Source organism: Actinoplanes sp. TBRC 11911 (assembly GCF_012933445.1).
In the GTDB taxonomy this organism is placed as follows: Bacteria; Actinomycetota; Actinomycetes; order Mycobacteriales; family Micromonosporaceae; genus Actinoplanes.
In genome coordinates this window covers 131,346-156,048 of sequence record NZ_JABBNC010000023.1, presented here as the reverse complement: position 1 = coordinate 156,048, position 24,703 = coordinate 131,346, and the positions used below count along the sequence as shown (strand labels likewise).

At 70.2% G+C, this 24,703-nt stretch carries 23 protein-coding genes and 1 pseudogene; 9 read left to right on the top strand and 15 right to left on the bottom strand.

The features are described 5' to 3' along the window. Positions 1-168: 168 nt before the first annotated feature. A pseudogene (locus tag HH310_RS27650) lies at positions 169-822 on the bottom strand (NuoI/complex I 23 kDa subunit family protein); the annotation flags it as partial. A 103-nt stretch (positions 823-925) separates the two neighbouring features. Between HH310_RS27650 and HH310_RS27645 the strand changes: the two are divergent. Beyond that, a complete protein-coding gene (locus HH310_RS27645) occupies positions 926-1,162 on the top strand; it encodes a hypothetical protein (RefSeq protein ID WP_169178579.1) in 237 nt (78 codons plus the stop codon). Between the two features lie 63 nt (positions 1,163-1,225). After that, positions 1,226-1,933, top strand: coding sequence for a transglutaminase domain-containing protein (locus tag HH310_RS27640; RefSeq protein WP_169178578.1), 708 nt, complete (start codon positions 1,226-1,228; stop codon positions 1,931-1,933). Here HH310_RS27640 and HH310_RS27635 read toward each other — a convergent pair. The 6 genes from HH310_RS27635 to HH310_RS27605 form a co-directional block, all read right to left on the bottom strand. Continuing rightward, positions 1,926-2,882 (bottom strand): complex I subunit 1 family protein, encoded by a 957-nt coding sequence (locus HH310_RS27635; protein ID WP_169178596.1) that lies wholly within the window; start codon positions 2,880-2,882, stop codon positions 1,926-1,928. The two genes, HH310_RS27640 and HH310_RS27635, sit on opposite strands and share 8 nt — an antisense overlap. Beyond that, positions 2,882-3,475, bottom strand: a complete 594-nt coding sequence (locus HH310_RS27630; RefSeq protein ID WP_169178577.1) for an NADH-quinone oxidoreductase subunit C — start codon at positions 3,473-3,475, stop codon at positions 2,882-2,884. Before HH310_RS27630 ends, HH310_RS27635 begins: the two co-directional genes overlap by 1 nt. Before the next feature lie 39 nt (positions 3,476-3,514). Next, a complete protein-coding gene (locus HH310_RS27625; protein WP_169178576.1) occupies positions 3,515-4,816 on the bottom strand; it encodes a DUF2252 domain-containing protein in 1,302 nt (433 codons plus the stop codon). Between the two features lie 163 nt (positions 4,817-4,979). Then, positions 4,980-5,519, bottom strand: a complete 540-nt coding sequence (locus tag HH310_RS27620; protein WP_312034359.1) for an NADH-quinone oxidoreductase subunit B family protein — start codon at positions 5,517-5,519, stop codon at positions 4,980-4,982. A gap of 9 nt (positions 5,520-5,528) precedes the next feature. Next, positions 5,529-7,118, bottom strand: a complete 1,590-nt coding sequence (locus tag HH310_RS44150; RefSeq protein ID WP_248294460.1) for an aminotransferase class V-fold PLP-dependent enzyme — start codon at positions 7,116-7,118, stop codon at positions 5,529-5,531. 63 nt (positions 7,119-7,181) lie between these two features. After that, on the bottom strand, positions 7,182-8,552 hold the full coding sequence (locus HH310_RS27605; protein ID WP_169178575.1) for an MFS transporter: 1,371 nt from the start codon (positions 8,550-8,552) through the stop codon (positions 7,182-7,184). A gap of 48 nt (positions 8,553-8,600) precedes the next feature. Between HH310_RS27605 and HH310_RS27600 the strand changes: the two genes are divergently transcribed. Beyond that, positions 8,601-9,992 (top strand): gamma-glutamyltransferase, encoded by a 1,392-nt coding sequence (locus tag HH310_RS27600; RefSeq protein WP_169178574.1) that lies wholly within the window; start codon positions 8,601-8,603, stop codon positions 9,990-9,992. Positions 9,993-10,579: 587 nt separating this feature from the next. Here the strand turns inward: HH310_RS27600 and HH310_RS27595 are convergent. Next, positions 10,580-11,509, bottom strand: a complete 930-nt coding sequence (locus HH310_RS27595) for an NAD-dependent epimerase (RefSeq protein ID WP_169178573.1) — start codon at positions 11,507-11,509, stop codon at positions 10,580-10,582. Between the two features lie 102 nt (positions 11,510-11,611). On the opposite strand from HH310_RS27595, the gene HH310_RS27590 reads away from it, so the two are divergent. Beyond that, positions 11,612-12,295, top strand: a complete 684-nt coding sequence (locus tag HH310_RS27590; protein ID WP_169178572.1) for a TetR/AcrR family transcriptional regulator — start codon at positions 11,612-11,614, stop codon at positions 12,293-12,295. A gap of 8 nt (positions 12,296-12,303) precedes the next feature. Here HH310_RS27590 and HH310_RS27585 read toward each other — a convergent pair whose 3' ends face one another. Together HH310_RS27585 and HH310_RS27580 are read right to left on the bottom strand one after the other, a co-directional pair. Next, complete coding sequence (locus tag HH310_RS27585) at positions 12,304-13,107, bottom strand: SAM-dependent methyltransferase (RefSeq protein WP_169178571.1); 804 nt, start codon at positions 13,105-13,107, stop codon at positions 12,304-12,306. Continuing rightward, a complete protein-coding gene (locus HH310_RS27580) occupies positions 13,104-13,409 on the bottom strand; it encodes an MGMT family protein (protein ID WP_169178570.1) in 306 nt (101 codons plus the stop codon). The genes HH310_RS27585 and HH310_RS27580 overlap by 4 nt, the downstream gene beginning before the upstream one ends. A 60-nt stretch (positions 13,410-13,469) precedes the next feature. On the opposite strand from HH310_RS27580, the gene proB reads away from it, so the two are divergent. Further along, positions 13,470-14,582: a glutamate 5-kinase gene (proB, locus tag HH310_RS27575; RefSeq protein ID WP_396027548.1), complete on the top strand. Its 1,113-nt coding sequence runs from the start codon at positions 13,470-13,472 to the stop codon at positions 14,580-14,582. Positions 14,583-14,594: 12 nt separating this feature from the next. Further along, positions 14,595-15,839, top strand: coding sequence for a glutamate-5-semialdehyde dehydrogenase (locus tag HH310_RS27570; RefSeq protein ID WP_169178568.1), 1,245 nt, complete (start codon positions 14,595-14,597; stop codon positions 15,837-15,839). Here the strand turns inward: HH310_RS27570 and HH310_RS27565 are convergent. The 5 genes from HH310_RS27565 to HH310_RS27545 all read right to left on the bottom strand — a co-directional run bounded on the left by HH310_RS27565 (position 15,836) and on the right by HH310_RS27545 (position 21,550). Continuing rightward, positions 15,836-16,591 (bottom strand): prenyltransferase/squalene oxidase repeat-containing protein, encoded by a 756-nt coding sequence (locus HH310_RS27565; protein ID WP_312034358.1) that lies wholly within the window; start codon positions 16,589-16,591, stop codon positions 15,836-15,838. The two genes, HH310_RS27570 and HH310_RS27565, sit on opposite strands and share 4 nt — an antisense overlap. A 153-nt stretch (positions 16,592-16,744) precedes the next feature. Further along, positions 16,745-17,926: an adenylyltransferase/sulfurtransferase MoeZ gene (moeZ, locus tag HH310_RS27560; protein ID WP_169178566.1), complete on the bottom strand. Its 1,182-nt coding sequence runs from the start codon at positions 17,924-17,926 to the stop codon at positions 16,745-16,747. Between the two features lie 87 nt (positions 17,927-18,013). After that, positions 18,014-18,808 carry a DUF3152 domain-containing protein gene (locus tag HH310_RS27555; protein WP_169178565.1) on the bottom strand — a complete coding sequence of 265 codons (795 nt, stop codon included), beginning with the start codon at positions 18,806-18,808 and terminating at the stop codon, positions 18,014-18,016. 55 nt (positions 18,809-18,863) lie between these two features. Then, positions 18,864-19,817 (bottom strand): alpha/beta fold hydrolase, encoded by a 954-nt coding sequence (locus HH310_RS27550; protein ID WP_169178564.1) that lies wholly within the window; start codon positions 19,815-19,817, stop codon positions 18,864-18,866. Then, a complete protein-coding gene (locus HH310_RS27545) occupies positions 19,814-21,550 on the bottom strand; it encodes a Daple (RefSeq protein WP_312034357.1) in 1,737 nt (578 codons plus the stop codon). The genes HH310_RS27550 and HH310_RS27545 overlap by 4 nt, the downstream gene beginning before the upstream one ends. Before the next feature lie 236 nt (positions 21,551-21,786). Between HH310_RS27545 and HH310_RS27540 the strand changes: the two genes are divergently transcribed. From HH310_RS27540 to HH310_RS27530, 3 genes are all read left to right on the top strand, one after another. After that, entirely contained in the window at positions 21,787-22,446 is a 660-nt protein-coding gene (locus HH310_RS27540) for a TetR/AcrR family transcriptional regulator (protein WP_169178562.1), read from the top strand. 35 nt (positions 22,447-22,481) lie between these two features. Next, the gene (locus HH310_RS27535; RefSeq protein WP_169178561.1) at positions 22,482-22,706 is read left to right on the top strand and encodes a DUF3107 domain-containing protein; all 225 of its coding nucleotides are present in this window, start codon (positions 22,482-22,484) and stop codon (positions 22,704-22,706) included. 231 nt (positions 22,707-22,937) lie between these two features. Further along, positions 22,938-24,635 (top strand): DEAD/DEAH box helicase, encoded by a 1,698-nt coding sequence (locus HH310_RS27530; protein ID WP_169178560.1) that lies wholly within the window; start codon positions 22,938-22,940, stop codon positions 24,633-24,635. Positions 24,636-24,703 lie beyond the last annotated feature (68 nt).

The window sequence follows — 24,703 nt, the reverse complement described above, 5'->3', positions numbered from 1 at the left end:
CTCACGCTCGGAATCGGTAGCCGGGCGCGGCGCCTCACGCTCGGAATCCGTAATCGGCCGGCGCGCCTGGCGCTCCGCGTTGCTGGGGGCGGCCGTTGACGGGGCGGGGCCCAAATTATCCGCCGAAGGCGTTTGCGCGTGCGGTGAGGGCGGGGCGTCCTCGGTGTGGGCGGGGCGTGGGGGGCGCTTGCGGGGCGTTGCGTCCGCGTTCGCTTCCGGTGCGGGTGATGGTGTGGTTGGTGAGGGCGCACGCCGTACCGGAGGCCTTGCTGTTTTCGCCGCGGTGGCCGCGCCTGGGCCCGCTGCCTTGCGTGCCGCGGTGGCCTCCTCTTTCGAGGGTTCGCCGAGGACGTCGTGGGCCGGCGGCGGAGGCACCGTGCGCATCCAATCGCCCAGCCGGTCCTTGTCGTGCAGGAGGTCGAGGACGTCGGTCTCGGAGTATTCGAACTCGGGCGTCCAGTGCAGCGCGTCGAAGGGGCAGACCTCGATGCAGATGCCGCAGTACATGCAGAGCGAGAAGTCGATGTCGAACTTGTCGAGGACGTTGCGCTGGCGGGCCCGCGCGGCGCCCGGGACGACGACCTCTTCCTTGTGCGAGTCGATGTAGATGCACCAGTCCGGGCACTCGCGGGCGCAGAGCATGCAGACCGTGCAGTTCTCCTCGAGCAGCGCGATCACGCCGCGCGAGCGAGGGGGGAGCTCGGGTTTGACGTCGGGGTACTGCTGGGTGACCGATCGCTTGGTCATGGTCTTGAACGTGACCGCGAGACCTTGCACCAGGCCCTTACCGGGCGTGCCGTTGCGCTCCCCGTCGTCACTCACAATCAGACATCCTGCCCCGTCGCCGCGTGTGACGCGAGCACACCCCCAGTAGATCTTCCGGTACGGTCGGTTTCGGGTCGTCGGCTCACCGGGAGAAACCATAATGACGATCTCTCTCGACCATTCTGGATCTTGGACTGGCGACGACCTCGAGAACTTGCCCGAGGACAACCGGCGGCGCGAGCTGGTGGATGGCTCGTTGATCCTCCGGGCGTCACCCACCTTGGCGCATCAGCAGGTCATCACCCGGCTGAGCGCCGCGCTCGACGAGTCTCAGCCTGATCAATATCACGAAAGGCCTCGACCGGCTTTTCAAGCGCGCCTTCGCTGGCTGGGTTGACTCTGACACTGGGGGAGGTAGTCAGATTGGTCCATGAAAACGACCTATCGTGAGGCTGGGTTGATGACCGGTGTTGGTGGGCATGCGGACGCCGTGGCTCGACTGCCGGGTGACTTCACGGGGATCGCTGCGATTCTGCACGGGCTGCTCATCCATGAGTTCTGGGCGGACGCGTACGGGGTCACGCTCAGCGACGCCGATCGGGAGACCGTGCACCTGCGGCCCGCCGACAAGATCCTGGATGCGGTGCTGGCGAAAGACCCGCGGCCGTTCGATGTGGCGCGCGAACCCGAGCAACGCGTGGCCACCAACTGCCGCGGGTTCACCGTCGTGAGTGTGGCACTGCTGCGGGCGCACGGGGTGCCGGCTCGGGCGCGGTGCGGGTTCGGGGCCTACTTCCGCGAGGGCTGGTTCGAGGATCACTGGGTGGTCGAGTACCACGACGGCGAGCGCTGGCGGCGCGGTGATGCGCAGATCGACGGCGTACAGGGGAAGGCTCTGGGGATTGACTTTGACCTGAGCGACGTCGGGGACCGGTTTGTCGTGGCCGGTGAGGCGATGCGGCTGGTGAAGGCCGGTGGGGTGGACGCTTCGCGGTTCGGGCTGAGCACGATCAACGAGGGTGGCGAGGACTGGATCGCCGGGAACGTGGCGCGTGACGAGTTGGCGCTGGCGGGCGTCGAGGTGCTGCCGTGGGACACGTGGGAGGGCCCGGGCATCCCGGAGGAGGTGTTCAACGAACTGCGGAAGCGGTCCGAAGTGCTCAGGTGAAGACCTTGACCGTCGCGGTCAGCACCAGCTGAAGCAGCGCCACCGGGACGAGGACCAGCCAGCAGAGCCGTTGCAGCTGGTCCTCGCGCAGCCGGGGATACGACACACGGAACCAGATGATCACGAAGGACACCGCGAAGACTTTCAGCAGCGTCCACAGCCAGCCGAGCTGATCGGAGAGTGGCCCGTGCCAGCCGCCGAGGAAGAGGACGGTGGTGAGGGCGGCGATGACGACGATCCCCACGTACTCGGCGAGCAGGAAGAAGGCGAAGCGCAGGCCGGTGTACTCGGTCATGTAGCCGAAGACCAGCTCGGAGTCGGCGATCGGCATGTCGAACGGTGGGCGGCGGATCTCGGCGAGCCCGGAGATGAAGAAGACGACGGTGGCCGGTAACTGCCAGAGCAGCCACCACGGACGCCACGCCTCGACGATGCCGGGCAGGCTGAGTGTGCCGGCGGCGGCCGCGACGCTGGCGGCGGCGAGGACGAGCGGGAGTTCGTAGCCGAGGAGCTGAGCGGCGCCGCGCATGCCGCCGAGCAGGCTGTACTTGTTCGCGGACGCCCACGCGGACATCAGCACGGCGACGACACCCACGCCCAGCAGGGCGAGCACGAAGAACAGGCCGACGTCCAGGGACTGCGCGACGAGACCGGGGCCGAGTGGGATGGTCAGGAGGATCAGCAGGTACGGGAACAGGGCCACCAGCGGGGCCAGCCGGAACACCCGGCGGTCGGACCCGTTCGGCGCGACGTCCTCCTTCTGGACGAACTTCACGCCGTCCGCGACCAGTTGCGCCCAGCCGTGGAAGCCGCCCGCGTACATCGGGCCGAGCCGCGCCTGCATGTGGGCCATCACCTTGTGCTCGGTCTGCCCCACGACCAGCGGCAGCAGCAGGAACGCCACGACCACGGCAACGACCCGGATGACCAGATCAAGCCAGAGAGGGATCATGCTTGCGGACCCCACTCCTTCGGATCCGGTACGCCTGGGGGCCGCATCGGGGCTCGTTTGGCAGCGCCGCTCTCCGACTCCCCGGGCTCCTTCGCGCCGGGCCAGGCCTTCGCGACCCGCGCGGCCAGCACGAACTCCTTACGCAGCGGGTGCCCCTCGAAGCCCGGCGGCAGCAGCAGCGGACGCAGGTCGGGGTGCCGGGCGAAGGTGATGCCGAACATCTCGTACGTCTCGCGCTCGTGCCACGCGGCGCCCGGGAACAGCTCGACCACCGACTCGACGACCGGCTCGTCCCTGGGCACCCGGGTGCGCAGCAGCAGTGAGTGCTTGCGGCGGGTCGAATACAGGTGGCAGACCACGTCGAAACCGTCGTCGAGCTCGTCGACGGCGGAGAGCCAGTCGAAGAAGTCGCAGCCGACGGCGCCGTTGTGCTTGGCCGTTCCGACAGCCTCCCACCAGCGCGCGACCGGCACGTCAACGACGGCGCGCTCGTGCCCGGAACCACCGCCGGACAGGCTGGCGACGATCTCCGGTGAGTCCTCCTCGGTCAGCAGGGCGACCAGGCGCTCGCCGACCTCTTCGGGCGTCATGCCCGCCATCCTATGATCCGGCGGGCCCGTCGCGTCGACTCATACACCCGGCATGCGGCCGTTGCGGAACAGGTCGACGAAGTCCTGGTGGTCCTCGCGGGCCTGGTCGCCGTAGCGATGGGCGAAGTCGACGAGGTGGCGTACGAAACCGGTCTCGTCCTTGTCGGTGGCCGCGACGATGGCCTCCTCCGTGGAGAAGTCGACCAGGTCGTGGCTGGACTCGTCGTCGGCGACCGAATGCATCCGGGCGACGGCCCGGCCCAGGTCGGCGATCACGCCGGTGAGCTCGTCGGGCTCGTTCACGTCGGACCAGTCCAGGTCGGCGGCGTACGGGGAGACCTCGGCGACGAGCTGGCCGACGCCGTTCAGTTCGGTGTAGCCGAGCCACGGATCCGCGTGCGCCTGGAGCGCCCGCTGCGACTCGGCGGTGCGGTGGCCCTGGTGCCGGAAGTACGACCGGACGCGCTCGTCGTCGATCCAGCGCGCCACGGCCGGCACCTGCGCCTGCTTCATGTAGATGATCACGTCGTTCTCCAGGGCCTGGGTGTGGCCCTCGAGCAGCAGGTTGTACGACGGAAGCCCGGCCGAGCCGATGCCCACGCCCTTGCGCAGCTTGATGTCCTTGATGTGGGTGGACACCGGCCGGCCCGCGTCCGGAAGCGTCGCTAAATATCGCGTGAAGGCGGCCTCCACTTGTGGCGCGGTGTCGCCGTCCACCTGGTAGACGCCGTCCAGCATGGCGAAGCGCCGCTCGTAGTCGTCGATCGTGGTCTGATCGGACAGCATCTCGACGCGCGTGTTGAGTCGCGCGTGCTGCAGCACCCGGCGCAGCACACCGTCCGCGTTGTCCAGCGTGATCGACCCGATGGCGTCGTCGCCGCCGTCCGCGATCGCCCGGAGCTCGTTGAGATAGGACCGCGCGAAGGTCGTCACCAGCGAGGTGATGCTGTCGTCGCTGAGCGCCTTCTGGTAGCCGATCAGGGCGAGGCTCGCCGAGAAGCGTTTGAGATCCCAGGAGAAGGGCCCCACGTACGCCTCATCGAAGTCATTGACGTTGAAGACGAGCACACCGGACGAGTTCATGTAGGTCCCGAAGTTCTCGGCATGCAGATCGCCGTGGATCCACACCCGGCTGGTGCGTTCGTCGAGGAAGCTGTCGTCCGCGTAGGTGGCGGTTAGATCGGCGTAGAAAAGCGACGCACTCCCCCGGTAGAACGCGAACGGGGAGGCGGCCATCTTGCGGAACTTGCGCCGGAAGGCGGCGGGGTCGAGCGCTATCAGAGCGCCGAATTCCCGGGTGAGGACGTCAACGATGAAATCCGCGCGAGAGTGATCGCTCATAGCCGGAGAGTAGTCCTGGAGATCCACCATGGGTGGCGGTTGCCGGTGGCCGCTTGTCGGTGGCCGCTTGTCGGTGGCCGCTTGTCGGTGGCCGCTTGTCGGTGGCCGGGCCACGCAGGTGGGCGCGCCACGCAGGTGGCCCGGTCGCGTGCGAGATCGGCGCCTAGGCCGGCGGCTTCACCAGCGGTGCTGTCAGGGACACGACGTCGCGGGCCAACGGATCCGGACGCGACACGCCGCCGGGCCCGGCCTGCTCGGCCGCGATCTTTTCCTGGAGCTGCAGGATGCCGTGCAGCAGTGCTTCCGGGCGGGGCGGGCAGCCCGGGACGTAGACGTCCACCGGGATGATCTGGTCGACGCCCTTGGTCACCGAGTACGAATCCCAGTACGGCCCGCCGCTGTTCGAGCACGAACCGAACGAGATCACGTACTTCGGCTCGGGCATCTGGTCGTACAGGCGCTTGATCGCCGGGGCCATCTTGTCGGTCACCGTGCCGGAGACGACCATCAGGTCGGCCTGGCGCGGCCCGTGCGCGAACGGGATGACGCCCATCCGCATGAAGTCGTGCCGGCTCATGCTGGACGCGATGAACTCGATCGCGCAGCACGCCAGTCCGAAGTTGAACACCCACAGCGAATAGCGCCGTCCCCAGTTCAGCACGAACCGGATGGGTTCCCCGAGCACACCTGGCAGAGCAGCCACGACGTCAACCTACTCCGTCGCCGTGCCGGGCCGCTGAAGCAGGCTGAGGAACCCGGTCAGCAACGCCTCGCGCAGCGCCGGCGGCGCCGCGTTGAGAAGCGTGTTCACCGCGGCCATTCGGCTGAAGTCTCCGGTGCCAAGCCCGAGGCCCTCGGCGAGGCCGGCGATGAGCTGTGGCGTCACCATTTCGGGCGTGAGCGAGCCGGCCGCCTCGAGCAGCGGCGCCGGAAGGTCGATGGGCCCGCATTTTCGCGCCGCCGCGACGGCGTCGGCCAGTGCTGGGCGGAATTCCGCGGCGGTAGCGGCCACTGCGGCAGTCACGGTCAGGTGGATGGTGGGTGGCATTGGCCCGTAGGCCATCTGGGGCTGGGTGTGCCACCCGCGCGCGGCCAGCTCATCGGCGAGCACGAAGAGGTCGACCCGGCCCGAGGCAGGGTCGGCGCGCCCCGAAGCGGGATCGGCGCGGCCCGAAGCGGGATCGGCGCGGGCCGGAGCAAGGCCGACCTCGGCCGAAGCAGCGTCAGCCTCGTCCGAGGCGGGGTCGGCCGCGCCTGCGGCAGGCTCGGCGGCGTCGGAGGTGAGGCAGACGACGCTGGTCTCGGGCGGCGCGAACAGCCGCACCCCGGCGGTGTCCGCCACGGCGGCGGACAGCTCGGTGACGGCGTCGCGGGTGCGGCCGGCGAGCTCCAGATAGCCCGTGTCGCCGATGCTGCGCAACGTGGCCAGCGCGGCGGCGATGGGGCCGCCGGATCGGGTGGACGAGATGATCGGGTTGACCATCGTGTAGCCCGGCCAGTCGGCGTACGCGAAATACTGCGGGAGGCGCGACTCCTCGTCGCGGTGCAGCAGGATCGAGACGCCCTTCGGGGCGTACGCGTATTTGTGCAGGTCGACCGAGATGCTCGTGACGCCGGGCACGGAGAGGTCGAACGGCGGCAGGTCGGCGCCGAGGCGGCGCAGATAGGGCAGGACCCAGCCGCCGAAGCAGGCGTCCACGTGGAACCGTACGCCGTGCTCGGCCGCGCTCGCCGCCAGCTGCGGAATCGGGTCGACGACCCCGTGCGCGTAGGAGGGTGCCGAGGCGGCGACGAGCACCGTGTCGGGGCCGATCGCTGCTGCCATCGCCGCCGGATCGGCCCGGAGGTCGGCGCCGACCGGCACCACGTCGAGCGCGACGCGCAGATAGTGGGCCGCTTTGGCGAACGCAGCGTGTGCGGTGGACGGGACGACCAGCCGCGGGGTGGCGAGCTCGGGCCGGGAGTCGCGCGCCGCCTTCACGGCCAGGATCAGCGACTCGGTGCCGCCGCTGGTGACGCTGCCGACCGCGCCGGGCCCGCCGCCGAGCAGACCCGCCGCAGCCGCGACCAGCGCGTTTTCCATGGCGAGCAGGGACGGGAACGCGGTCGGGTCGAGGCCGTTCACCTGTGCCGAGATGGCGTGCGCCGCGCGGGCCAGCTCGTCCAGACCCTCGACCGCCGGGTCGTAGACATAGGCGAAGAGCCGGCCGCCGTGGGTCGGCAGATCGGCGGCCCGCAGCTCGCGTAACTCGGCGAGGATCTGGTCACCCGGGACGCCCTTCTCGGGCAGCGCTTCGAACATGCGCCGACGTTAATCGAGGGGACACCGGGCGGGCTATTCGCCAAAGGTCGCTGCCGAATAGACCTAAGTCGCCTTCCGCCACTGGTCTCGGTAGGCGCCTAATAGCAGGACCGCGGCAGCCACCAGCACCGCCGGCACCACGGTAAACCCGAGGAGCACGCCGAGCCGTGCGGCGTCGTCCTGTGCGGCGGCGTCGCCGGTCGACGACGAGACATATCCGAAGAGCTGGAGGATCAATGCGTACAGTCCGGGTCCGAGCGCGAGTCCGAGGGTCTCCCCCGCGGTCCACAGGCCGGTGAAGACGCCGGCCTGACGGCGGCCGGTCCGTTCGGTGTCCCAGGCGATGCAGTCCGGAAGCATGGCGAGCCCGAAGACCTGCTGGCCGGCGTATCCGGCACCGACGCACGCCACGATCAGATAGACGGCGACCGGCGGCAGCACCAGCGCGAGCAGAAGGGCGAGCGCTCCCGCGGCGAAGAGCAGCGACGCGAAGGTCAGGGACCGGGGTTTGCCGTGACGACGGCCGATGCGGGTCCACAGCGGCATGACGAGCAGCGCCGGCCCGACGAAGGCGGCGAATAGGAAGGTGGCGCCCGATTCCCGCTCGACGATGTGGTCGGCGAAGTACTGCACTCCGGCCAGCATCGTGCCGGTACCGACCGCCTGGACGATCCAGCAGAGAAGGAGGGCGAGGAAGGGCCGGTTGGCCATCGCGACGCGCAGCTGCGTTCGCAGGTCGGGCTCGGATTCGGCGGCCGAGCTGGTCTCGGCCCGGCGCGTACCGAAGTAGACGCCCAGTGTTCCCACCACGATGAGGAGGCCCACGAAGAGTCCGGACCACCGGTGACCGGTGACACCGCCACCGGTCTGCTCGACCACCAGCGGCGCGATCGCACCGGAGACCAGGATGGCCAGCGCCAGGACGGCCACCCGCCACGTTGAGAGCCGGGTGCGCTCGGCGTAACCGTCGGTGCCGGAGGTGAGCTCGGCCGGCATCGCGATGTAGGGCACCTGGAAGAAGGCGTACGCGGTGGCGGCGGCGAGGAAGGCGAGGGCGACGTACGCGCCGGCGCCGGCCCCGCTGCGCACCGGGCCCGCGAAGATCGCGGCGAAGAGCACGCCGAGGGTGAGGCCCGCGCCCAGCAGGAACGATCGCCGGTCACCACGGCGGTCGGAAACCCGACCGGCCACCGGGTTGACCAGCACGTCCCAGGCCTTGGGCAGTAGCACGAGAAGGCCCGCCACGCCGGCCGCGACACCCAGCGTGTCGGTGAGATACGGAAGGAGGAGCAAACCCGGCACAGTGCCGAAAGCGCCCGTGACCAGCGAACCTAGGGAATATCCGGCAAGGGTGCGGCGCGAGAGCGGGGCCACCGGTCGTAAGCCGGGGGTGGGACCCGAAGTCGGGCCGGACTCCGGACCGGTAGTGGTCATGAACGCGGATGGTAACCATGGGAGGGCAAGGGAGCCTACAGTCGCCGCATGAAAAGCGTTGGGGCCGGTGTCGCCGCGAGTCACCCGGCGACCGCGAATGCCGGGCTGCGGATCCTCAGCGACGGGGGTTCGGCCGCGGACGCCGCGGTCGGGGCAGTCCTGGCCTGCTGCGTCGCCGAGACGATCTTCACGGGGCTCGGGGGTGGCGGGTTTGCCACCTACTTCGAGGCTGCCACCGGGCAGGTGACCTGCCTGGACTTCTTCGTCGCGGTGCCCGGCATCGACGGCGACCGGGAGCCGGGCCGGATGGTCGCGGTGGACGTGTTCTTCGGTGGGTTGCCGCAGGTCTACTCGATCGGTGGGGCGAGCGTCGCGGTGCCGGGCGTGCCGATGGGGTGCGGCGAGGTGCACCGGCGGTGGGGGCGGCTGCCCTGGGAGCAGGTGGTGGCGCCGGCGATCGAGCTGGCCCGGACGGGTGTTCCGTTGCCGGCCGCGCACGCCGCGACGCTGGACTCCTGCGCGCCGGCGCTGGCGTGGGGCGACGGGGCCGCCATCTACCGGCCCGGCGGTCGCAACCTGGGCGCGGGCGAGGTGCTGTTCCACGAGGGGCTGGCCGGGACAATGACCCTGCTCGCCGCCAAGGGGCCGCAGGTGTTCTACACCGGCGAGTACGCGAAGGTGCTGGTCGACGCGGTTCGGGCCGCGGGCGGAAACATGGGGGCCCGCGACCTGGTCGAGTATCGCGTGCTGGAGTCGCCGGTCGACGAGGCCGAGCTGGCCGGGCATCGGGTGCTCGCCCGCCACGACCTGAACCGGACGGTGGACACGATTGCCGGGCTGCCGGGCGACCTGTCCCGGCCTAACCGCGTCGTCGGGGTGGCCAACGCGCTGCGCGACCAGGGCCGGCAAAAGATCGGCGACACGACCAACGTCTCGGTCGTCGATCCGGAGGGCAACGCCTGCGTCATCACGACCACGCTCGGCCTGGGCGCTGGTGTCTGGCCGCACGGCCTCGGCCTGAACCTGAACTCGATGCTCGGCGAGGGCGAGCTGATCACCAGCAACCTGACGCCGGGCAAGCGGATGGCCTCGAACATGTGCCCGCTCGTCGTGATCGGCCCGGACGGCGGGCTGACCGTGGCGGCGGGCTCCGCCGGGGCCTCGCGGATCCGGTCGGCGCTGGTCGGCACGCTGCTCGGGGTGCTGGCCGACGACCTCGACATGGAGGCAGCGATCGCCCGGCCGCGCTTCCACCTGGTCGACAACACCGCGCACGTGGAGCGTGGCTATCCCCGCGACGAACTGGCGCTGCTGGCCGACGCGGGCTGGCGGATCAAACAGTGGCCCGACCTCAACCACTACTTCGGCGGCGTCACCGCGGTGGGCCGGGCCGGCGCGGCAGGCGACCCCCGCCGCGGCGGCGTAGGCCTTCTGCTCTGACCGGCGGGACCGCCGCATGGCCGGCGGGTCGCGTCAGTCGGTACTCGCCGCCGCCCTGTAACGCCGTCGTGGCGGTCACCGGCCAGCGACGCCGCGCGCCATCATGTGGGATGCGCGTCCGTTGTGTGGGATCGGCGACCACATGGTGGCAGTGGGTCCACAACGTGAGAATCGCCTCCACAGTGGAGCGTCTTTTCGCCGCTTTCGTCCCCGTTTGGTTGGCCGTCTTTTCTGACGTTTCGTAGACCTTGGATACTTAGGGTTCGCATGTGGGCGTAACTCTCCAAGGTCTCGACCAAATCCAGAATGTGGCCGGGATCGCCACATAGTGGGATGGATGGGCGAGGCGCGCGTCGACCTGCAAACAGGTGCGGCTCGTCGGGCATCTCGGCGGATGTCAGTCGCGGGCTGCGAGTCACAGAACCATTGCCGGTTGCCGGGTTGCGGGGTGCGGGGTGCCGGGTGCCGGGTGCGGGTTGCTCGACCCGTACGGCGTCGAGATCCGCCGCGACCTGGCTTGGGGACGACGCGGATTCGGACCCCGGCCCGGAAACGTCTCTGGCCGATTCCCGTTGGACATCGCAGCCTCACATGCGGCGGGCGGCTGTCGCGGTTGCGGCGTCGGCGGTCTCGCGGATGGCCACGTCCAGGTCGCTCGGGGACAGGCCGAAGGTCTGCTCGGTGAGCGTGCTGTCCAGGTGGAACGGCGCGTAGAACTGGTAGTCCATCTCGGCCAGCTCGCGGGCCATCGGGACGACCAGGCCGGCGGTGCGCATCAGGAAGCGCGGCAGGCTGTGCAGCTTCAGCCTCGGGGCGCCGACCATGTCGCAGTATCGCTCGGCCAGCTGGGTGATGGTGATCGGCGCGTTCGTCGGGGTGTGCCAAGCCTTCCCGTACGCCCGTTCGTCGCGCGACAGTGCGATCATCGTGCGCGCCTGGTCGCCCGTGTAGGTGAAGCTGTGCGGCATGGTGATGTCGCCGGGTGCCCAGGCGGTGCGGCCCTTCTGGATCGCCGGGAAGATTACGGCGGAGAAGACGCCCACCGCGCCCGCGCCGATGTAGTCGGAGCCGCGCACCTCGACCGTGCGCACGCCGCTGGCTAAGGCGTTCTGCCACATCTTGATGCGGACCTTGCCCTTGCGTCCGACCGCGGCCATCGAGCTGTTCTCGTTCATGTAGCCGCCGGGCTGCGGGCCGTAGACGTACAGGTTCCCGGTGATCGTGTAGACGAGATCGTTGGCCTTCGCGGCGGCGATCATCGAGTCGTTCATCGGGTGCCAGAGCTTCTCCCACTCGGTGTACTTCGGGTTCGCGCAGTTGTAGAGCACCGAAGCGCCCTTCGTCAGCGAGATCAGCCGGGCACTGTCGGCGGCGCTCGCGGCGACCCGCTCGATCAGCGGATGCGACGGGCCGCCACCGCTGCGGGTGACCATCCGGACCGTTTCGCCCTCGGCGGCGAGCTGCTGGGCGATCTGCGTGCCGACCGGGCCGGATCCCACCACGACGTACTTCGACATTGCCGTTCTCCTTCGTGAGCACTGCTCTCCGTTGAGAACAACGATTACACGCGTACGAAGGAAAAGCAAGAGCACTGCTCTCTCTATGGCACACTGGTCTCCATGAGCGCCGAAGGGGTACGCGCCCGCGTCCGGGCCGAGATGACCGAAGAGATCAAGACGGTGGCCCGCCGGCACCTCGCGACGGACGGGGCGAACCTGTCGTTGCGCGCGGTCGCCCGGGACATGGGGATGGCGTCGTCAGCGGTCTACCGGTACTTCGCGAGCCGGGACGAGCTGCTCACGGCGCTGATCATCGACGCGTATGACGCGGTAGGCGAGAAGGTCGAAAACGCGGAAAAACGCGAAAAAGGCGGGCATGTGGAGCGGCTGCTGGTCACGGCCCACGCCGTACGGGAATGGGCCCTGGAAAACCCGCATCAGTGGGCGCTGATCTACGGAAGCCCGGTGCCGGGATATCAGGCCCCGGTCGACACGGTCGCGCCCGCCACGAGAGTCATCTTGCTGATTGCCCGAATTGTCCAGGACGCCTACGAGGCCGGAGCGATCGCCGAGCAGGCCGCGATCACCGGCGGGTATGCCGACGAGCTGGCCCGGGTGGCTCAGCAGTTCACGCCGGGCACCCCGCCGCGGCTCGTGGGCGCCGCGTTCTCCGCTTTCATCCACCTTTGCGGAGCGGTCAGCGCCGAGCTGTTCGGCCAGCTCAACAACTCGGTCGACGAGGACCGCCGCGGCTACTTCGAGTTCCAGATGCGGGGCGCGGCCGCGTTCATCGGCCTCGGCTGAGCGAGGAGCTAAGCCGGGCCGACGATGGCGTGCAGCACGTGACCCCCGGGCGTATCGGGCGGAACGTCCTCCCGCCCGAAGAAACGCGCCGCCAGCCGCGACGGCCCTAAGTCGTCGATCGTGCCGAAGCCGAGCCCGGCCAGCTCCGCGGCGATCTCGTCCGGCTCGAAATACGTCAGCCACGGCTCGCCGATCCGCGCCACCCGCGAAGCCCGCGCCTCCAGCGCCGCACGACGCTCCGGCGACATCCTCTCCGGCGACTGGGCGTAGTCGAACACGACCTCGTTGCCCGCCCTCGACGCCACCACCTTCAGCGTCTCGTCGAAGCCCTGCCTGGTCAGATAGGGCACCACGCCGAGCCACAGGAAGAACGCCGGCCCGTCCATCGCGAGCCGATCACCCAGCGTCTCGCGCTCGAAGTCGACGCCGAGATACGTGACGTCCGGTGGGATCGCTATCCCGGTGGCCGCGAGCCGCTGCCGCTTCCACGCCTGCGTGTCCGGATGGTCCACTTCGATCACGCGTACGCCGGGGAAGGGGTTGCGGTAGGCGAACGTGTCCAGCCCCGCGCCGAGCACCACCAAGGTCGGTAAACCGGACCGGGCCGGCGCATCCTCCGCGAAGCGGGTCCGCGCCGCGATGAACACCCGCATGGCCCGGCGGGGCGCGTCCGCGAGCAGCTCCGACTCGGGCACGCCGAGAATCCGCACCGCCAGCGGATCCGTGAAGATCTTGCCCTGCTCCAGGAGCTGATGCGCCGCCCGATAGCGGGCCGCGCTGAACGCCGTACGGCTGGGTTGTCCGTGGTTCATCGGGGCTGCCACGAAGCGCGAGCCATGTCCACGTGATCACCTTTCAGCGGCACTCCGTCGGCCAGCAGCCGTTGCCGCGCCTCCTGCTCGTGGCCGGGCGGTGTGCGCCCGGCGCTGGTCACCACCCGATGCCAGGGGACGCCGCCGCCGTGCCGGGCCATGATCGTGCCGACCTGGCGGGCCGAGTTGCGACCCGAGAGGTCGGCCAGCGCGTCGGCGATCGCGCCGTAGGACATGACCTTGCCCTCCGGGATGCGCTCGACGAGCGAAAGCACCTCTTCGACGTACTCCTGCGGTGTCACCCCGGCCACGATATGGGATCTCGGCCGCGTCCGTCCGCCCCGCCCGAGCACAATGGCGTGGTGCGCGATGGAGTAACCGGTGCACGCCGGATAGTGATCAAGGTCGGCTCGTCGTCGCTGACCACGGCCTCCGGCGGCATCGACGAACAACGCGTCGACACCCTGGTCGACGTGCTCGGTGGCCTGGCGACCGACGGCCGTGAAGTGGTGCTGGTGTCCAGCGGGGCGATCGCCGCCGGGCTGGCCCCGCTGCGGCTGAGCAAGCGACCGCGCGACCTGGCCACCCAGCAGGCGGCCGCGAGCGTGGGCCAGGGCCTGCTGATCGGCCGTTACGCGAGCGGCTTCGCGCGGCACGGCCTGACCGTCGGCCAGGTGCTGCTCACCGTCGACGACGTGACCCGCCGGGCGCACTACCGCAACGCGTACCGGACCCTGCGCAAGCTGCTCGACCTGCACGCGGTGCCGATCGTGAACGAGAACGACACGGTCGCCACCGAGGAGATCAGGTTCGGCGACAACGACCGGCTGGCCGCCCTGGTCGCCGCGCTGGTCGACGCCGACCTGCTGCTGATGCTCTCCGATGTGGACGCGCTCTACACGGGCAGCCCGTCCGACCCGGCCTCCCGCAAGATCCCGTACGTGGAAAGCGAAAGCGCCCTGAACGGGATCAACATCGCCACGCCCAGCAAGTCGAAGATCGGTACCGGGGGCATGGTGACCAAGGTCGAGGCCGCGCGGATCGCCACCGGTTTCGGCATCCCGGTCGTGCTGACCTCCGCCGAGAACGCGGCGAAGGCGCTGGCCGGGGACGACGTCGGAACGCTCTTCCAGGGCGTGGCGAAAAGGCCGGCCGCGCGGCTTTTCTGGCTCGCGCACGCCACCGAGCCGCGCGGCCGCCTGCACCTCGATCCGGGCGCGGTGGTGGCCGTGGTCTCCCGGCGCAAGTCGCTGCTGCCCGCCGGCATCACCGCGGTGGACGGCTCGTTCGCGGCCGGCGACCCGGTGGATCTCGTCGACGCGGATTCCGGCGCGCCGGTGGCCCGCGGCCTGGTCAACTACGACGCGGTCGAGCTGCCCGCGCTGCTGGGACGCTCGACGCCCGAGTTGGCCGCGACGCTCGGTCCAGGATATGAACGAGAGGTCGTCCACCGCGACGACCTCGTCCTCCTTTGACAAGGGATCACCATGACAACCGTCCTGCAGCAGGCCGCCGACGCCCGGCTGGCCGCCATCGACCTCGGCGCGGCCACCCGCGCGGACAAGGATCGGGCGCTGCTCCTGATGGCGGACCGCCTGGTCGAGCGCACCGAGGACATCGTGGCGGCCAACGCCGTCGACGTGAACTCGGCCCGGGAGAACGGGCAGAGCGAGTCGATGATCGACCGGCTGACGCTGACCCCGTCGCGGATCGAGGCGATGGCCGACGGGCTGCGCCAGCTCGCCGCGCTGCCCGACCCGATCGGCGACGTGGTGCGGGGCTCGGCGCTGGCCAACGGGCTGGAGCTGCGTCAGGTGCGGGTGCCGTTCGGCGTGGTCGGCATCATCTACGAGGGCCGGCCGAACGTGACGGCGGACGCCGCGGGCATCTGCCTCAAATCGGGCAACGCCGTGTTGCTGCGCGGATCGGGTTCGGCGCTCAGCTCGAACGCGGCGATCGTGTCGGTGCTGCGCAAGGCGGTGGCCGACGCCGGGCTGCCGGCCGACGCGGTGCAGCTCGTCGACGCCAGCACCCGCGACTCGGTCAAGGAGCTGATGCGGGCGCGCGGGCTGGTCGACGTCCTGATCCCGCGCGGCGGGGCGTCGCTGATCAAGACGGTGGTCGAGGAGTCCACGGTCCCGGTGATCGAGACCGGGGTCGGCAACTGCCACGTGTACGTGGATGCGGCCGCCGACCTGGAGAAGGCGCTCGCGATCACGATGAACTCGAAGACGCAGCGACTGTCCACCTGCAACACGGCCGAGTCGCTGCTCGTGCACGCGGAGATCGCCGACGCGTTCCTGCCGCTGGTGCTCGCCGAGCTGGCCGATGCCGGGGTCACCGTGCACGGCGACGCGCGGGTCATGGCGTACGCGAAGGATGCGCAAGAGGCGACGGACGAGGACTGGGGCAAGGAATACCTGTCCGCCGACATCTCGGTGGCGGTGGTCGACTCGATCGACGACGCCCTTGACCACATCCGCCACTACGGCACCGGCCACACCGAGGCGATCGTCAGCGAGTCGATCACCGCGACCCGGCGCTTCGCCTCGCGAGTCGATGCGGCGGCCATCATGGTCAACGCGTCGACGCGGTTCACCGACGGCGGCGAATTCGGCTTCGGCGCCGAGATCGGCATCAGCACCCAGAAGCTGCACGCGCGCGGCCCGATGGGTCTGCCGGAGCTGACCTCGACGAAGTACATCGTCACCGGGAATGGGCAGACGCGCTAACGGCAGGCACGCAGCACGGTCAACGTCGTGTGCACGTCGAAGATCGGGCCTTCCGCGCTGTCCCAGCCGCCGTCCGAACGCTGCGTCTCGGCGAGCCGCTTCCGCGCGCTCTGCAACAGCCAGTCGTCGCCGAGGTTGACGCGGCGCAGGGTCGCGGCCATCGACGCCACGTCGGCCGGGGACATGTCGGAGAGCCGGTCGCCGAGCACCAGCTGGACCCGCGCCGACTCGTAGAAGTACTGCTGGCCGTACAGCAGCCCGGCGGCGTGCCACCCGGCGGCCAGAAAGGACGGCCAGGTGCCGTCCGGGCGCAGCTGGTTGACCAGCCACGTCGCGGAGCTGCCGAGCGCCTGCCCGTAACGCGCCGGGACGTCGAGGTGCGGATGCAGCTCGACCTCGGCCACGGTGAGCCAGAAGCCGGCCAGCGCGGTCTGGTAGAGCGTCGCCTCCGGATCGCCGGGCATCGCCCAGTCCGGTGCCTCGGCGGCCAGCGCCTCGTCTTCCTGCCAGGTGCCGTCGGGGCGCTGCACCGAGGCGAGCCAGGCGAGCGCGCGATCGACCGGCTCGCCGTCGAGGCCGCCGAGATCGTCCAGCTCGTTCAGCCGGAAGCAGGTGGCGTCCACCGATGGGGTGTCACCCTCGGTGGAGGCGGGCCAGCCGCCGAACTCGGTCTGAGTGGACACGATCCGCTCGATGATCTCGGGATCGGGTCGTTGACCGGTGCGCAGGTAGGACAGACGCGCACGCTCCACGGGGTCACCGTGTGCGACGACATAACCTATCGCGGCGTCGATATCTACCACGACGGTGACGCTACCGTTCCGCTCCGCATTCCGCTGTGCCGTCTCACGTGAATCTTTCGTCACGCTGGGGAGCCGCTCGCGCGACTCCCCAGCGTCAACAGGTCAGTACGACGGCAACGACGGGTCGACCGTGTTGATCCAGGACAGGATGCCGCCCTGGAGGTGCACGGCGTCCTTGAAGCCGGCCATCTTCAGCGCCGCGAGCGCCTCCGCGGACCGCACGCCCGACTTGCAGTGCAGGACGATCTGCCGGTCCTGCGGGAAGCGGGACAGCGCCTCGCCGGAGAGGATCTCGCCCTTCGGGATCAGCGTGGAACCCGGGATCGCGGCGATCTCGTACTCGGCGGGCTCGCGGACGTCGACGAGGAACAGGTCCTTGCCGGTGTCCTGCCAGTCCTTGAGCTCCTGGGCGGTGATCGTCGAGTTGACGACGGCGTCCTGCGCCTCCTGCGAGACCGCGCCGCAGAAGTCCTCGTAGTCCTCGAGGAGGTCGGTGACCGTCGGGTTGTCGCCGCAGAGCGCGCAGTTCGGGTCCTTACGGACGTTGATCTTGCGGTACTCCATCTCCAGGGCGTCGTAGACCATCAGCTTGCCGACCAGCGGCTCGCCGATGCCGGTGAGCAGCTTGATCGCCTCGTTGACCTGGATCGACCCGATCGACGCGCAGAGCACGCCGAGGACGCCGCCCTCGGCGCAGCTCGGCACCATGCCGGGCGGCGGGGGCTCCGGGTAGAGGCAGCGGTAGCAGGGACCGTGCTCCTCCCAGAAGACGGAGGCCTGGCCGTCGAAACGGTAGATCGAACCCCAGACGTACGGCTTGCCGAGCAGCACGGCGGCGTCGTTCACCATGTACCGCGTCGCGAAGTTGTCGGTGCCGTCGACGATCAGGTCGTACTGGCTGAAGATGTCGCGGACGTTGTCGCGGTCCAGCGCGGTGTCGTGAATGACCACGTTCACCAGCGGGTTGATCTCGCGAATGCTCTCCGCCGCGGACTCGGCCTTGGGGCGGCCGATGTCGGAGACGCCGTGGATGATCTGGCGCTGCAGGTTCGACTCGTCGACCGTGTCGAACTCGACGATGCCGAGCGTGCCCACCCCGGCCGCGGCCAGGTAGAGCAAGGCCGGCGAGCCGAGGCCACCGGCGCCCACGACGAGCACCTTGGCGTTCTTCAGCCGTTTCTGACCGTCCATGCCGACGTCCGGGATGATCAGGTGCCGCGAGTAGCGGCGGATCTCGTCGACCGACAGGTCAGCGGCCGGCTCGACGAGCGGGGGGAAAGCCACGTTTTACTCCCCGGGTTGACGGTAAGGATCGGACCCCATTGTCACTCGATTCCACCCGTGACGGCCATGACGTTTACCACCGGGATTTCACCCGACCGGCGGGCCGGCGTATCGGCGGCCCTTCAGGTAAGGCCACGGGTTCGGGGTACAGCCTTCCAGACCGTACGTCTGCTGCATCATCACGGGTGCCGGGCGACCGCGGCCGGGGCACCCCTCGTGACCGTGTCCGAGCTGGTGGCCGACCTCGTGGTTCACCGCGTAGGCGCGGTACGTGCCGAGCGGCGCGCCGTATCCCGCGACGGCGCCGTGCCACCGGGCGCCGTTGATGATCACCCGGCCGGGCAGGCGGCACGACGTGTAGCCGCCGGTGTCCAGCCCGCCCTGCGAGCACATGCGCCGCGAGGTGCCGGCTGAGGCGAGAAAGATCGTGAATTCCGCGTACGCCGTGTGGGGTACCCGCCGCAGCCGGACATCCCGGGCAGCGATCCAGCCGCGCGGGTCGCCGAGCACCCGGTCCACCTCGTACGCGAAGCCGGCCGCCAGCGAACCCGAGGCGGGCAGCTCGACCGCGACCCGGTAGCGGCGGATCTTGCCGGCGGTGCCGAGGACCGGGCCGTAGCCGGGGGCGTACGCGAATCGGCCGCTGGTGCCGGGGCCGATCGGGAGCACGGGGGCGGCGGCGACGCGTACGGGAGACGGGGTTGGATCTTGGGGGGTGACCTCGGAGCGCGACTGCAGCTTCGGATCGGTGTGCACCACCTCGCCGGCCGCCAGCAGCGCGATCATCAGGAGCATCACGATCATGGCCCGGCGGGGATACGCCGACGCCGCGGAAGCGGATCGCCGCGGTGAGGTGGCGGCACGCGGCCGGATGGTCGCCATGACACCCCGAATTTGCCACGATCCGGTGAATCTCGCAGCGTTTTAACTTCGCGGATCAAACAAGTGCCGGCTCGGTCAACATGCCCACAATGGCCCGCGCGACCAGGCGCGGAACTTCCATCTGAGCGACGTGGCCGACGCCCGGCAGGATCAGCAGCCGGCTGTCCGGGATCACCCGGGCCACCTGGAACGGCACCCGGGGATCGATCAGCTTGTCGGTGAGACCGCCGATGACCAGCGTCGGTGCCTGCACGCGCGCGGCCAGCCGCCAGTGCGAGTTCGCCCCCGGCAGGTACGCCCGCAGGAAGCTGGACACCAGCCCCCGGAGGGTTCCCAGGTACGCCTTGGGGTAGTGCGCCACCGTGTACCGCAGCCGGATCTCCTCCATCGCCTCGGCCCGTCGCTGCGCGCTGACCCGTCGCGTATCGCCGAAGCAGGACTGCAGGACCTGCTCGGCCATCTCCTCGACGGTGACCCGGTTCATCGCCCACGCGATCAGCCGCTCGGCCCGGGGTAACGCGAGCAACGGCAAAACCGGGAAATGGGCGGTACGCCTCGGGTCGAGGAACGGCATGGCCGGCGAGATCAGCGTGAGGGTGCGGACCAGATCGGGGCGCAGCGCGGCGACCCGGACCGAGATGGTGCCGCCCAGCGAGTTGCCGACGAGGTGGACCGGACCGCGCGCGTCGTGGTCGAGGTAGCGGATCAGCGCCGCCGCGAACGCCGCGATCGAATAGCGCGGGCTGGGATCGCTGTATCCGAAACCGGGCAGATCGACCGCCTGCGCGTCGAAGCGGTCGGCTAACAGCCCGGCCACGTCGGTGAAGTTCTGCGACGAGCCGCCGAGTCCGTGCACGTAGACGGCCGGTTCCGCGCCCGCTGCCGTCGCCGGGGTGTCCCGGACGTGCAGCATCGCCCCGTCGACGGTGACTCGCCGCACCGGCCACGGTGGTGGGATGTCGCCGTCCGGCAGTAAGACGCTGTCGTCGGCGAGAACGGCACCTCTCATCGCGACAAGAGTGCCTCAAGCCTCCGATTGACCGCCGCCAACGTCGCGCGCACCATCGCGTGCCGGTCGTCGCTGGTCACCACGGCCGAACCGGCCAGCTGCTCGACCCAGCCGTTGCAGGACAGCAGCAGCACGACGACGGCGACCTGACTGGCGCCGAACGGCACCGCGGCCGCGTGCTCGACGAAGCATCGGGCCGGGCCGTCCGGATGCGTCGAGGTGGACAGCAGCTCGTCGACCGCGCCGGCCGTGGCGACCGCGCACAGCCGCAGCAGGAAGCCGTCGACCGCGGGGCCGCTCGCCGAGCCCGCCGCGACGCGATCGCCGACGGACAGCCGGACCTCCACATGGGCGTCCGTGCCGTACGTGTTGACCTGCACGTTCTCGATGACGACGCGGGGGCCGGGGTGTTCGGCGGGGAAGAGCGGACGGGGTTGCGCCGGTTCCGCCTCGGCGAGATCGACGGCGCCGGTCGGCTCGAGTTTGCGCCGCTCCGGCATGGGCGGGTCGACGACCGGGGCCGGAGGTGACGAGATCTGGCGGGGCCGCTCGACCGGCGGGGCCGGTGCCGCTGCCGGTGGCGGGGGTGGGAGCCGCTGCGCCGGGGGCCGGTCGGCACGCACGGGCGGCATCGGCGGCGGCATCAGCATGTCGCCCTGCATCGCGGCGTCCAGCCCCATCCGCTCCGAGAGCAGGCGGGCGACCCGGCGGCTCACCTCGGCGGAGTCGGCGCCCTCGGAGAGATCGAGGCGCAGGCTGTGCGCGCCGGCCGGGGTGGTGCGCAGCGACGCGTCGCGCACGCCGGCCACCTCGCGAACGGCAGCCAGGATCGCCTGCACGTCAAAGCCCTCCTGCCGGTCCTGGACGGGCAGGGCGGTGCCGCGACGCAGGTGCGTCGCTATCCGGGCGAGCTGGGGGGTCTCGGCCGTGGGCTCCACCAAGGGTGGCTCCGGAACCTTGGGCACGTCCGGCTGGGCCGGCACGCGCTGGGGAAGCACCCGCGTACTCGGGTCGGCCGGTCGCGGGTCATTCGCGTCGGCACCACGATTGAAAGCGGCGTACGCCGCGGGCTGGGCGTACTCCGAGCCGTCCGCTGCGGGTGCGGGCTCGTAGGACACCCGGCGCGGAAAGCTGGACGGATCGTAAGCCGGACGCGCCGGCGCCGCCTCGTCGGAGGGTTGATCCACGTGCGGCATTCCCTGAGTTGTCGTACTGAGAGCGTGCCGCGCGGAGTCGGCGTCGGACGAATTCCAGTCCGGGCGGCGGCCCCCGGGGGCGGCGGGACGCACCAGCGGCACGGCGGCACGCTGCGTCGGAGCCGGCGGGGACGTGTCCTCGAGGTCCCCCTCGTACGGAAAAGGGGGCGCACTGTTCGGCGTCGGCACGTCGTAGCCGCGCATCCCCGGATCTTGAGTCGCGACCGGTGCGGCCCGTGGCGCGGGTGGACGCGCGGGCTCACCGCCCGGTGGCGACAGGTGGGCCAGCAGGTCGGAATAGCGCGGCCGGGTCTCCGGCCAGCGCTCGGCCTTGTCGCCGGTGTCCGCGTCCACGAAGCCGGGCGGCGGCGGGGCGGGCACGGCGGAGGCGGGCTGGGCCGATGTCGGGAAGGTCTGGCTGCGCGGGAACAACCGGCTCTCGCCGGTCGGGCGGCGCCACGAGGGGACGTCGTCCTCCGCGTTCGGCGGCGGAGCAGCGGGGGACCAAGGACTATCCGGCGTGACCCAGCCGTTCACCCGAACGCGCTCACGCGTATCGGCACTGTTCTCGCTGTCAGCGGGCCCAGTGTCTCCGGAATGCCCTGATTCATCCACCGCGTGCTCCTCGCTCCGCCCCCGCTGAGGCTACCGTGTGGGGGCAGTGGCGATAAGTTGCAGCGTCGGGACAATTGCTCATCCGACCGCGACAAGCGCCGATCCGGGCAAACCACGCGCCGGCTGACCCGGGGACGACCCCCAGGAGGTTCATAAAGATGACCGCTGCGTCCGGCGGAGCACAGACGGCTCGTCCCACCCGTCTGCCGCGTTCCGCACGCCGCAAGCAGCTCTTGGCAGCGGCTCAGCAGATCTTCGTAGCCCAGGGCTACCACGCCGCCGCGATGGATGACATCGCCGAGCGGGCCGGAGTGTCCAAGCCGGTCCTTTATCAACATTTTCCGGGAAAACTCGAGCTTTATCTGGCTTTGCTCGACACCCACTGCGACGCCATCATCGCCAAGGTGCAGGACGCGATGCACTCCACCAGCGACAACAAGGAGCGCGTCAAGGGCGCCGTCCGGGCGTACTTCGACTTCATGGACCACGAGAGCGAAGCCTTCCGGCTGGTCTTCGAGTCCGACCTGCGCAACGACCCGCAGGTCCGCCAGCGCATGGAGCGCGTCGAGCAGGGCTGCATCGCGGCCGTCACCGACACCATCATCTCGGACACGAACCAGGAATCGTCGGCCGCCGAGCTGCTCGCGTCCGCCCTGGTCGGCGCCTGCGGGCAGTCCGCCCAGTTCTGGCTGGCGAACGGCCGGCGTACGCCCAGAGCTGAAGCCGAAGCGCTCGTAGCTGCGCTGATCTGGCGCGGGATCGCCAGCTTCCCCCTGCAGGGCAGCGCAACAGGCGGAACACCCGCTGAAATCGGATAACCTTCAGGCGGTAACACGCGAAGAGGGAGGGCCCCGTGGAGGTCAAGATCGGCGTGCAGCACACGCCGCGTGAGCTGGTGCTGGAGAGCGCTCAGACCCCGGCGGAGGTCGAGCAGGCCGTTGCCGAGGCGATGGCCAAGGACAGCGTGCTGTCGCTCACGGATGAGAAGGGCCGCAAGGTGATCATCCCGATCGCCAAGGTGGCGTATGTGGAGATCGCCGAGTCGAGCAACCGCCCGTTCGGCTTCACCACCCGCTGAGGTTTTGCGCCGGGAGGGGCTCCCGAGTCCGGGGAATCCCTCCCGCAATTCCGCTCTGAGGTGCACGATCGCTCGGTCGGGTAGACTTGCCGAGTCGCCGTCGACGTCGATCTTCACGATCGCCGCGGCGACCGCGCGTGCGGCCCGCTTTTCAGCGTGTGGCCCGCGCCCTACCCATAGCGCGCCCCAGACTTCCGACGGGCGCACCACGAGAGGCACCCGTAAAACTTCATGACCGACGACATCCAAAACGCTCCCGCTCTAGTTCCAGTCACCAACCGCGCACCCGTCCGTCCGGACAGCCCCACCTTTGCCGAGCTGGGGGTCCGTTCCGAGACGGTGGAGGCGCTCGCCAAGGCCGGGATCACCCGTGCCTTCGCGATCCAGGAGTACGCCCTGCCGATCGCCATGCGCGGCACGGACCTCATCGGCCAGGCGCCCACCGGCACCGGCAAAACCCTCGGCTTCGGCCTGCCCATCCTCGAGCGCTTGACCTCGCCGTCCGAGGGCGCCGACGGCAAGCCCCAGGCGCTCATCGTCGTCCCCACCCGTGAGCTGGGCCTTCAGGTCGCCCGCGACCTGGCCGCCGCGGGCAGCACCCGCGGTATCCGGGTGCTGCCGATCTACGGCGGGGTGGCGTACGAACCGCAGGTCGACGCCCTGAAGAAGGGCGTGGAGATCCTGGTCGGCACGCCCGGCCGGCTCCTCGACCTGGCCAAGCAGAAGCAGCTCAAGATCGGCACGGTCAAGGCGCTCGTGCTCGACGAGGCCGACCGCATGCTCGACCTGGGCTTCCTCGAGGACGTCGAGAAGATCTTGGCGATGCTGCCCACGGAGCGGCAGACGATGCTGTTCTCGGCGACCATGCCCGACCCGATCGTCGCCCTCTCCCGGCGCTTCCTGCGGCACCCGGTCACGATCCACGCCGGCCACACCCAGGACACCGGCCCGTCGCCGCAGACCAAGCAGGTCGTGTACCGCACGCACCCGCTGAACAAGGTCGAGATGGTGGCGCGCATCCTGCAGGCCCGCGGCCGCGGCCTGACGATGATCTTCACCCGGACCAAGCGGGCCGCCGACCGGCTCGCCGAGGACCTCGACTTCCGCGGCTTCGCGGTGGCCGCGGTGCACGGCGACCTCGGGCAGGGCGCTCGCGAGCGGGCACTGCGGGCGTTCCGCAGCGGCAAGATCGACGTGCTGGTCGCCACCGACGTCGCGGCCCGCGGCCTGGACGTGTCGGGTGTGACCCACGTCATCAACTACGACTGTCCGGAGGACCCGGAGACGTACACGCACCGCATCGGCCGGACCGGTCGCGCGGGTGCCAGCGGCGTCGCCGTGACGTTCGTGGACTGGGAGGACATGCCGCGCTGGGTGCTCATCGACAAGTCGATGGGTCTGGGCATGCCGCAGCCGCCGGAGACGTACCACACGAGCGCCGCGCTCTACAGCGATCTCGACATCCCGACCGATGTCTCGGGGACGCTGCCGACCGCTTCGCGTAGCCGGGCCGGGTTGTCCGCCGAGGTCGAGGAGGACCTCGGCGGCGGCCGACGGCGGCGTGAGGGTGGCCGCGGGGGCCGGGGGCGTCCGTCGTCCGACTCGAGGTCCCCTTCGGCCGCCGAGGAGACGGCTGAGCGGCCCAAGCGGCAGCGTCGCCGGCGCAAGGTCGATGCCGCGGACTCTCCGGCCAAGTCCACGCCGGCGCCCGCAGCCGCAGCCGAGGCGCCTGCCGCCTCCGCTGCCCCTGCTGCTGCCGCTTCTGGCGAGGACGCAGCGCCGGTCCGCAGGCGTACCCGGAAGGTGGCGGCTCCGGTCTTCTCGGATTCCGCTTCCACGGAGGCCCCGGCCGCGTCAGGTGAGGATGCCCCGGATCGCCCTCGCCGGCGCCGTCGTCGCTCCCCCTCCACCGACGCCGAGATCTCCTAGCTCGTCATCGCGGCGCTCCCCCGCAGGAGCGCCGCCCTCGGTGGGCGGTCGACGCGCATCCCGGCACA

Coding starts and splice junctions, on each gene's coding strand:
- HH310_RS27645 (WP_169178579.1), top strand. CDS start 926: ATGACGATCTCTCTCGACCATTCTGGATCTTGGACTGGCGACGACCTC.
- HH310_RS27640 (WP_169178578.1), top strand. CDS start 1,226: ATGACCGGTGTTGGTGGGCATGCGGACGCCGTGGCTCGACTGCCGGGT.
- HH310_RS27630 (WP_169178577.1), bottom strand. CDS start 3,475: ATGACGCCCGAAGAGGTCGGCGAGCGCCTGGTCGCCCTGCTGACCGAG.
- HH310_RS27625 (WP_169178576.1), bottom strand. CDS start 4,816: ATGAGCGATCACTCTCGCGCGGATTTCATCGTTGACGTCCTCACCCGG.
- HH310_RS44150 (WP_248294460.1), bottom strand. CDS start 7,118: ATGTTCGAAGCGCTGCCCGAGAAGGGCGTCCCGGGTGACCAGATCCTC.
- HH310_RS27605 (WP_169178575.1), bottom strand. CDS start 8,552: ATGACCACTACCGGTCCGGAGTCCGGCCCGACTTCGGGTCCCACCCCC.
- HH310_RS27600 (WP_169178574.1), top strand. CDS start 8,601: ATGAAAAGCGTTGGGGCCGGTGTCGCCGCGAGTCACCCGGCGACCGCG.
- HH310_RS27595 (WP_169178573.1), bottom strand. CDS start 11,509: ATGTCGAAGTACGTCGTGGTGGGATCCGGCCCGGTCGGCACGCAGATC.
- HH310_RS27590 (WP_169178572.1), top strand. CDS start 11,612: ATGAGCGCCGAAGGGGTACGCGCCCGCGTCCGGGCCGAGATGACCGAA.
- HH310_RS27585 (WP_169178571.1), bottom strand. CDS start 13,107: ATGAACCACGGACAACCCAGCCGTACGGCGTTCAGCGCGGCCCGCTAT.
- HH310_RS27570 (WP_169178568.1), top strand. CDS start 14,595: ATGACAACCGTCCTGCAGCAGGCCGCCGACGCCCGGCTGGCCGCCATC.
- HH310_RS27555 (WP_169178565.1), bottom strand. CDS start 18,808: ATGGCGACCATCCGGCCGCGTGCCGCCACCTCACCGCGGCGATCCGCT.
- HH310_RS27550 (WP_169178564.1), bottom strand. CDS start 19,817: ATGAGAGGTGCCGTTCTCGCCGACGACAGCGTCTTACTGCCGGACGGC.
- HH310_RS27540 (WP_169178562.1), top strand. CDS start 21,787: ATGACCGCTGCGTCCGGCGGAGCACAGACGGCTCGTCCCACCCGTCTG.
- HH310_RS27530 (WP_169178560.1), top strand. CDS start 22,938: ATGACCGACGACATCCAAAACGCTCCCGCTCTAGTTCCAGTCACCAAC.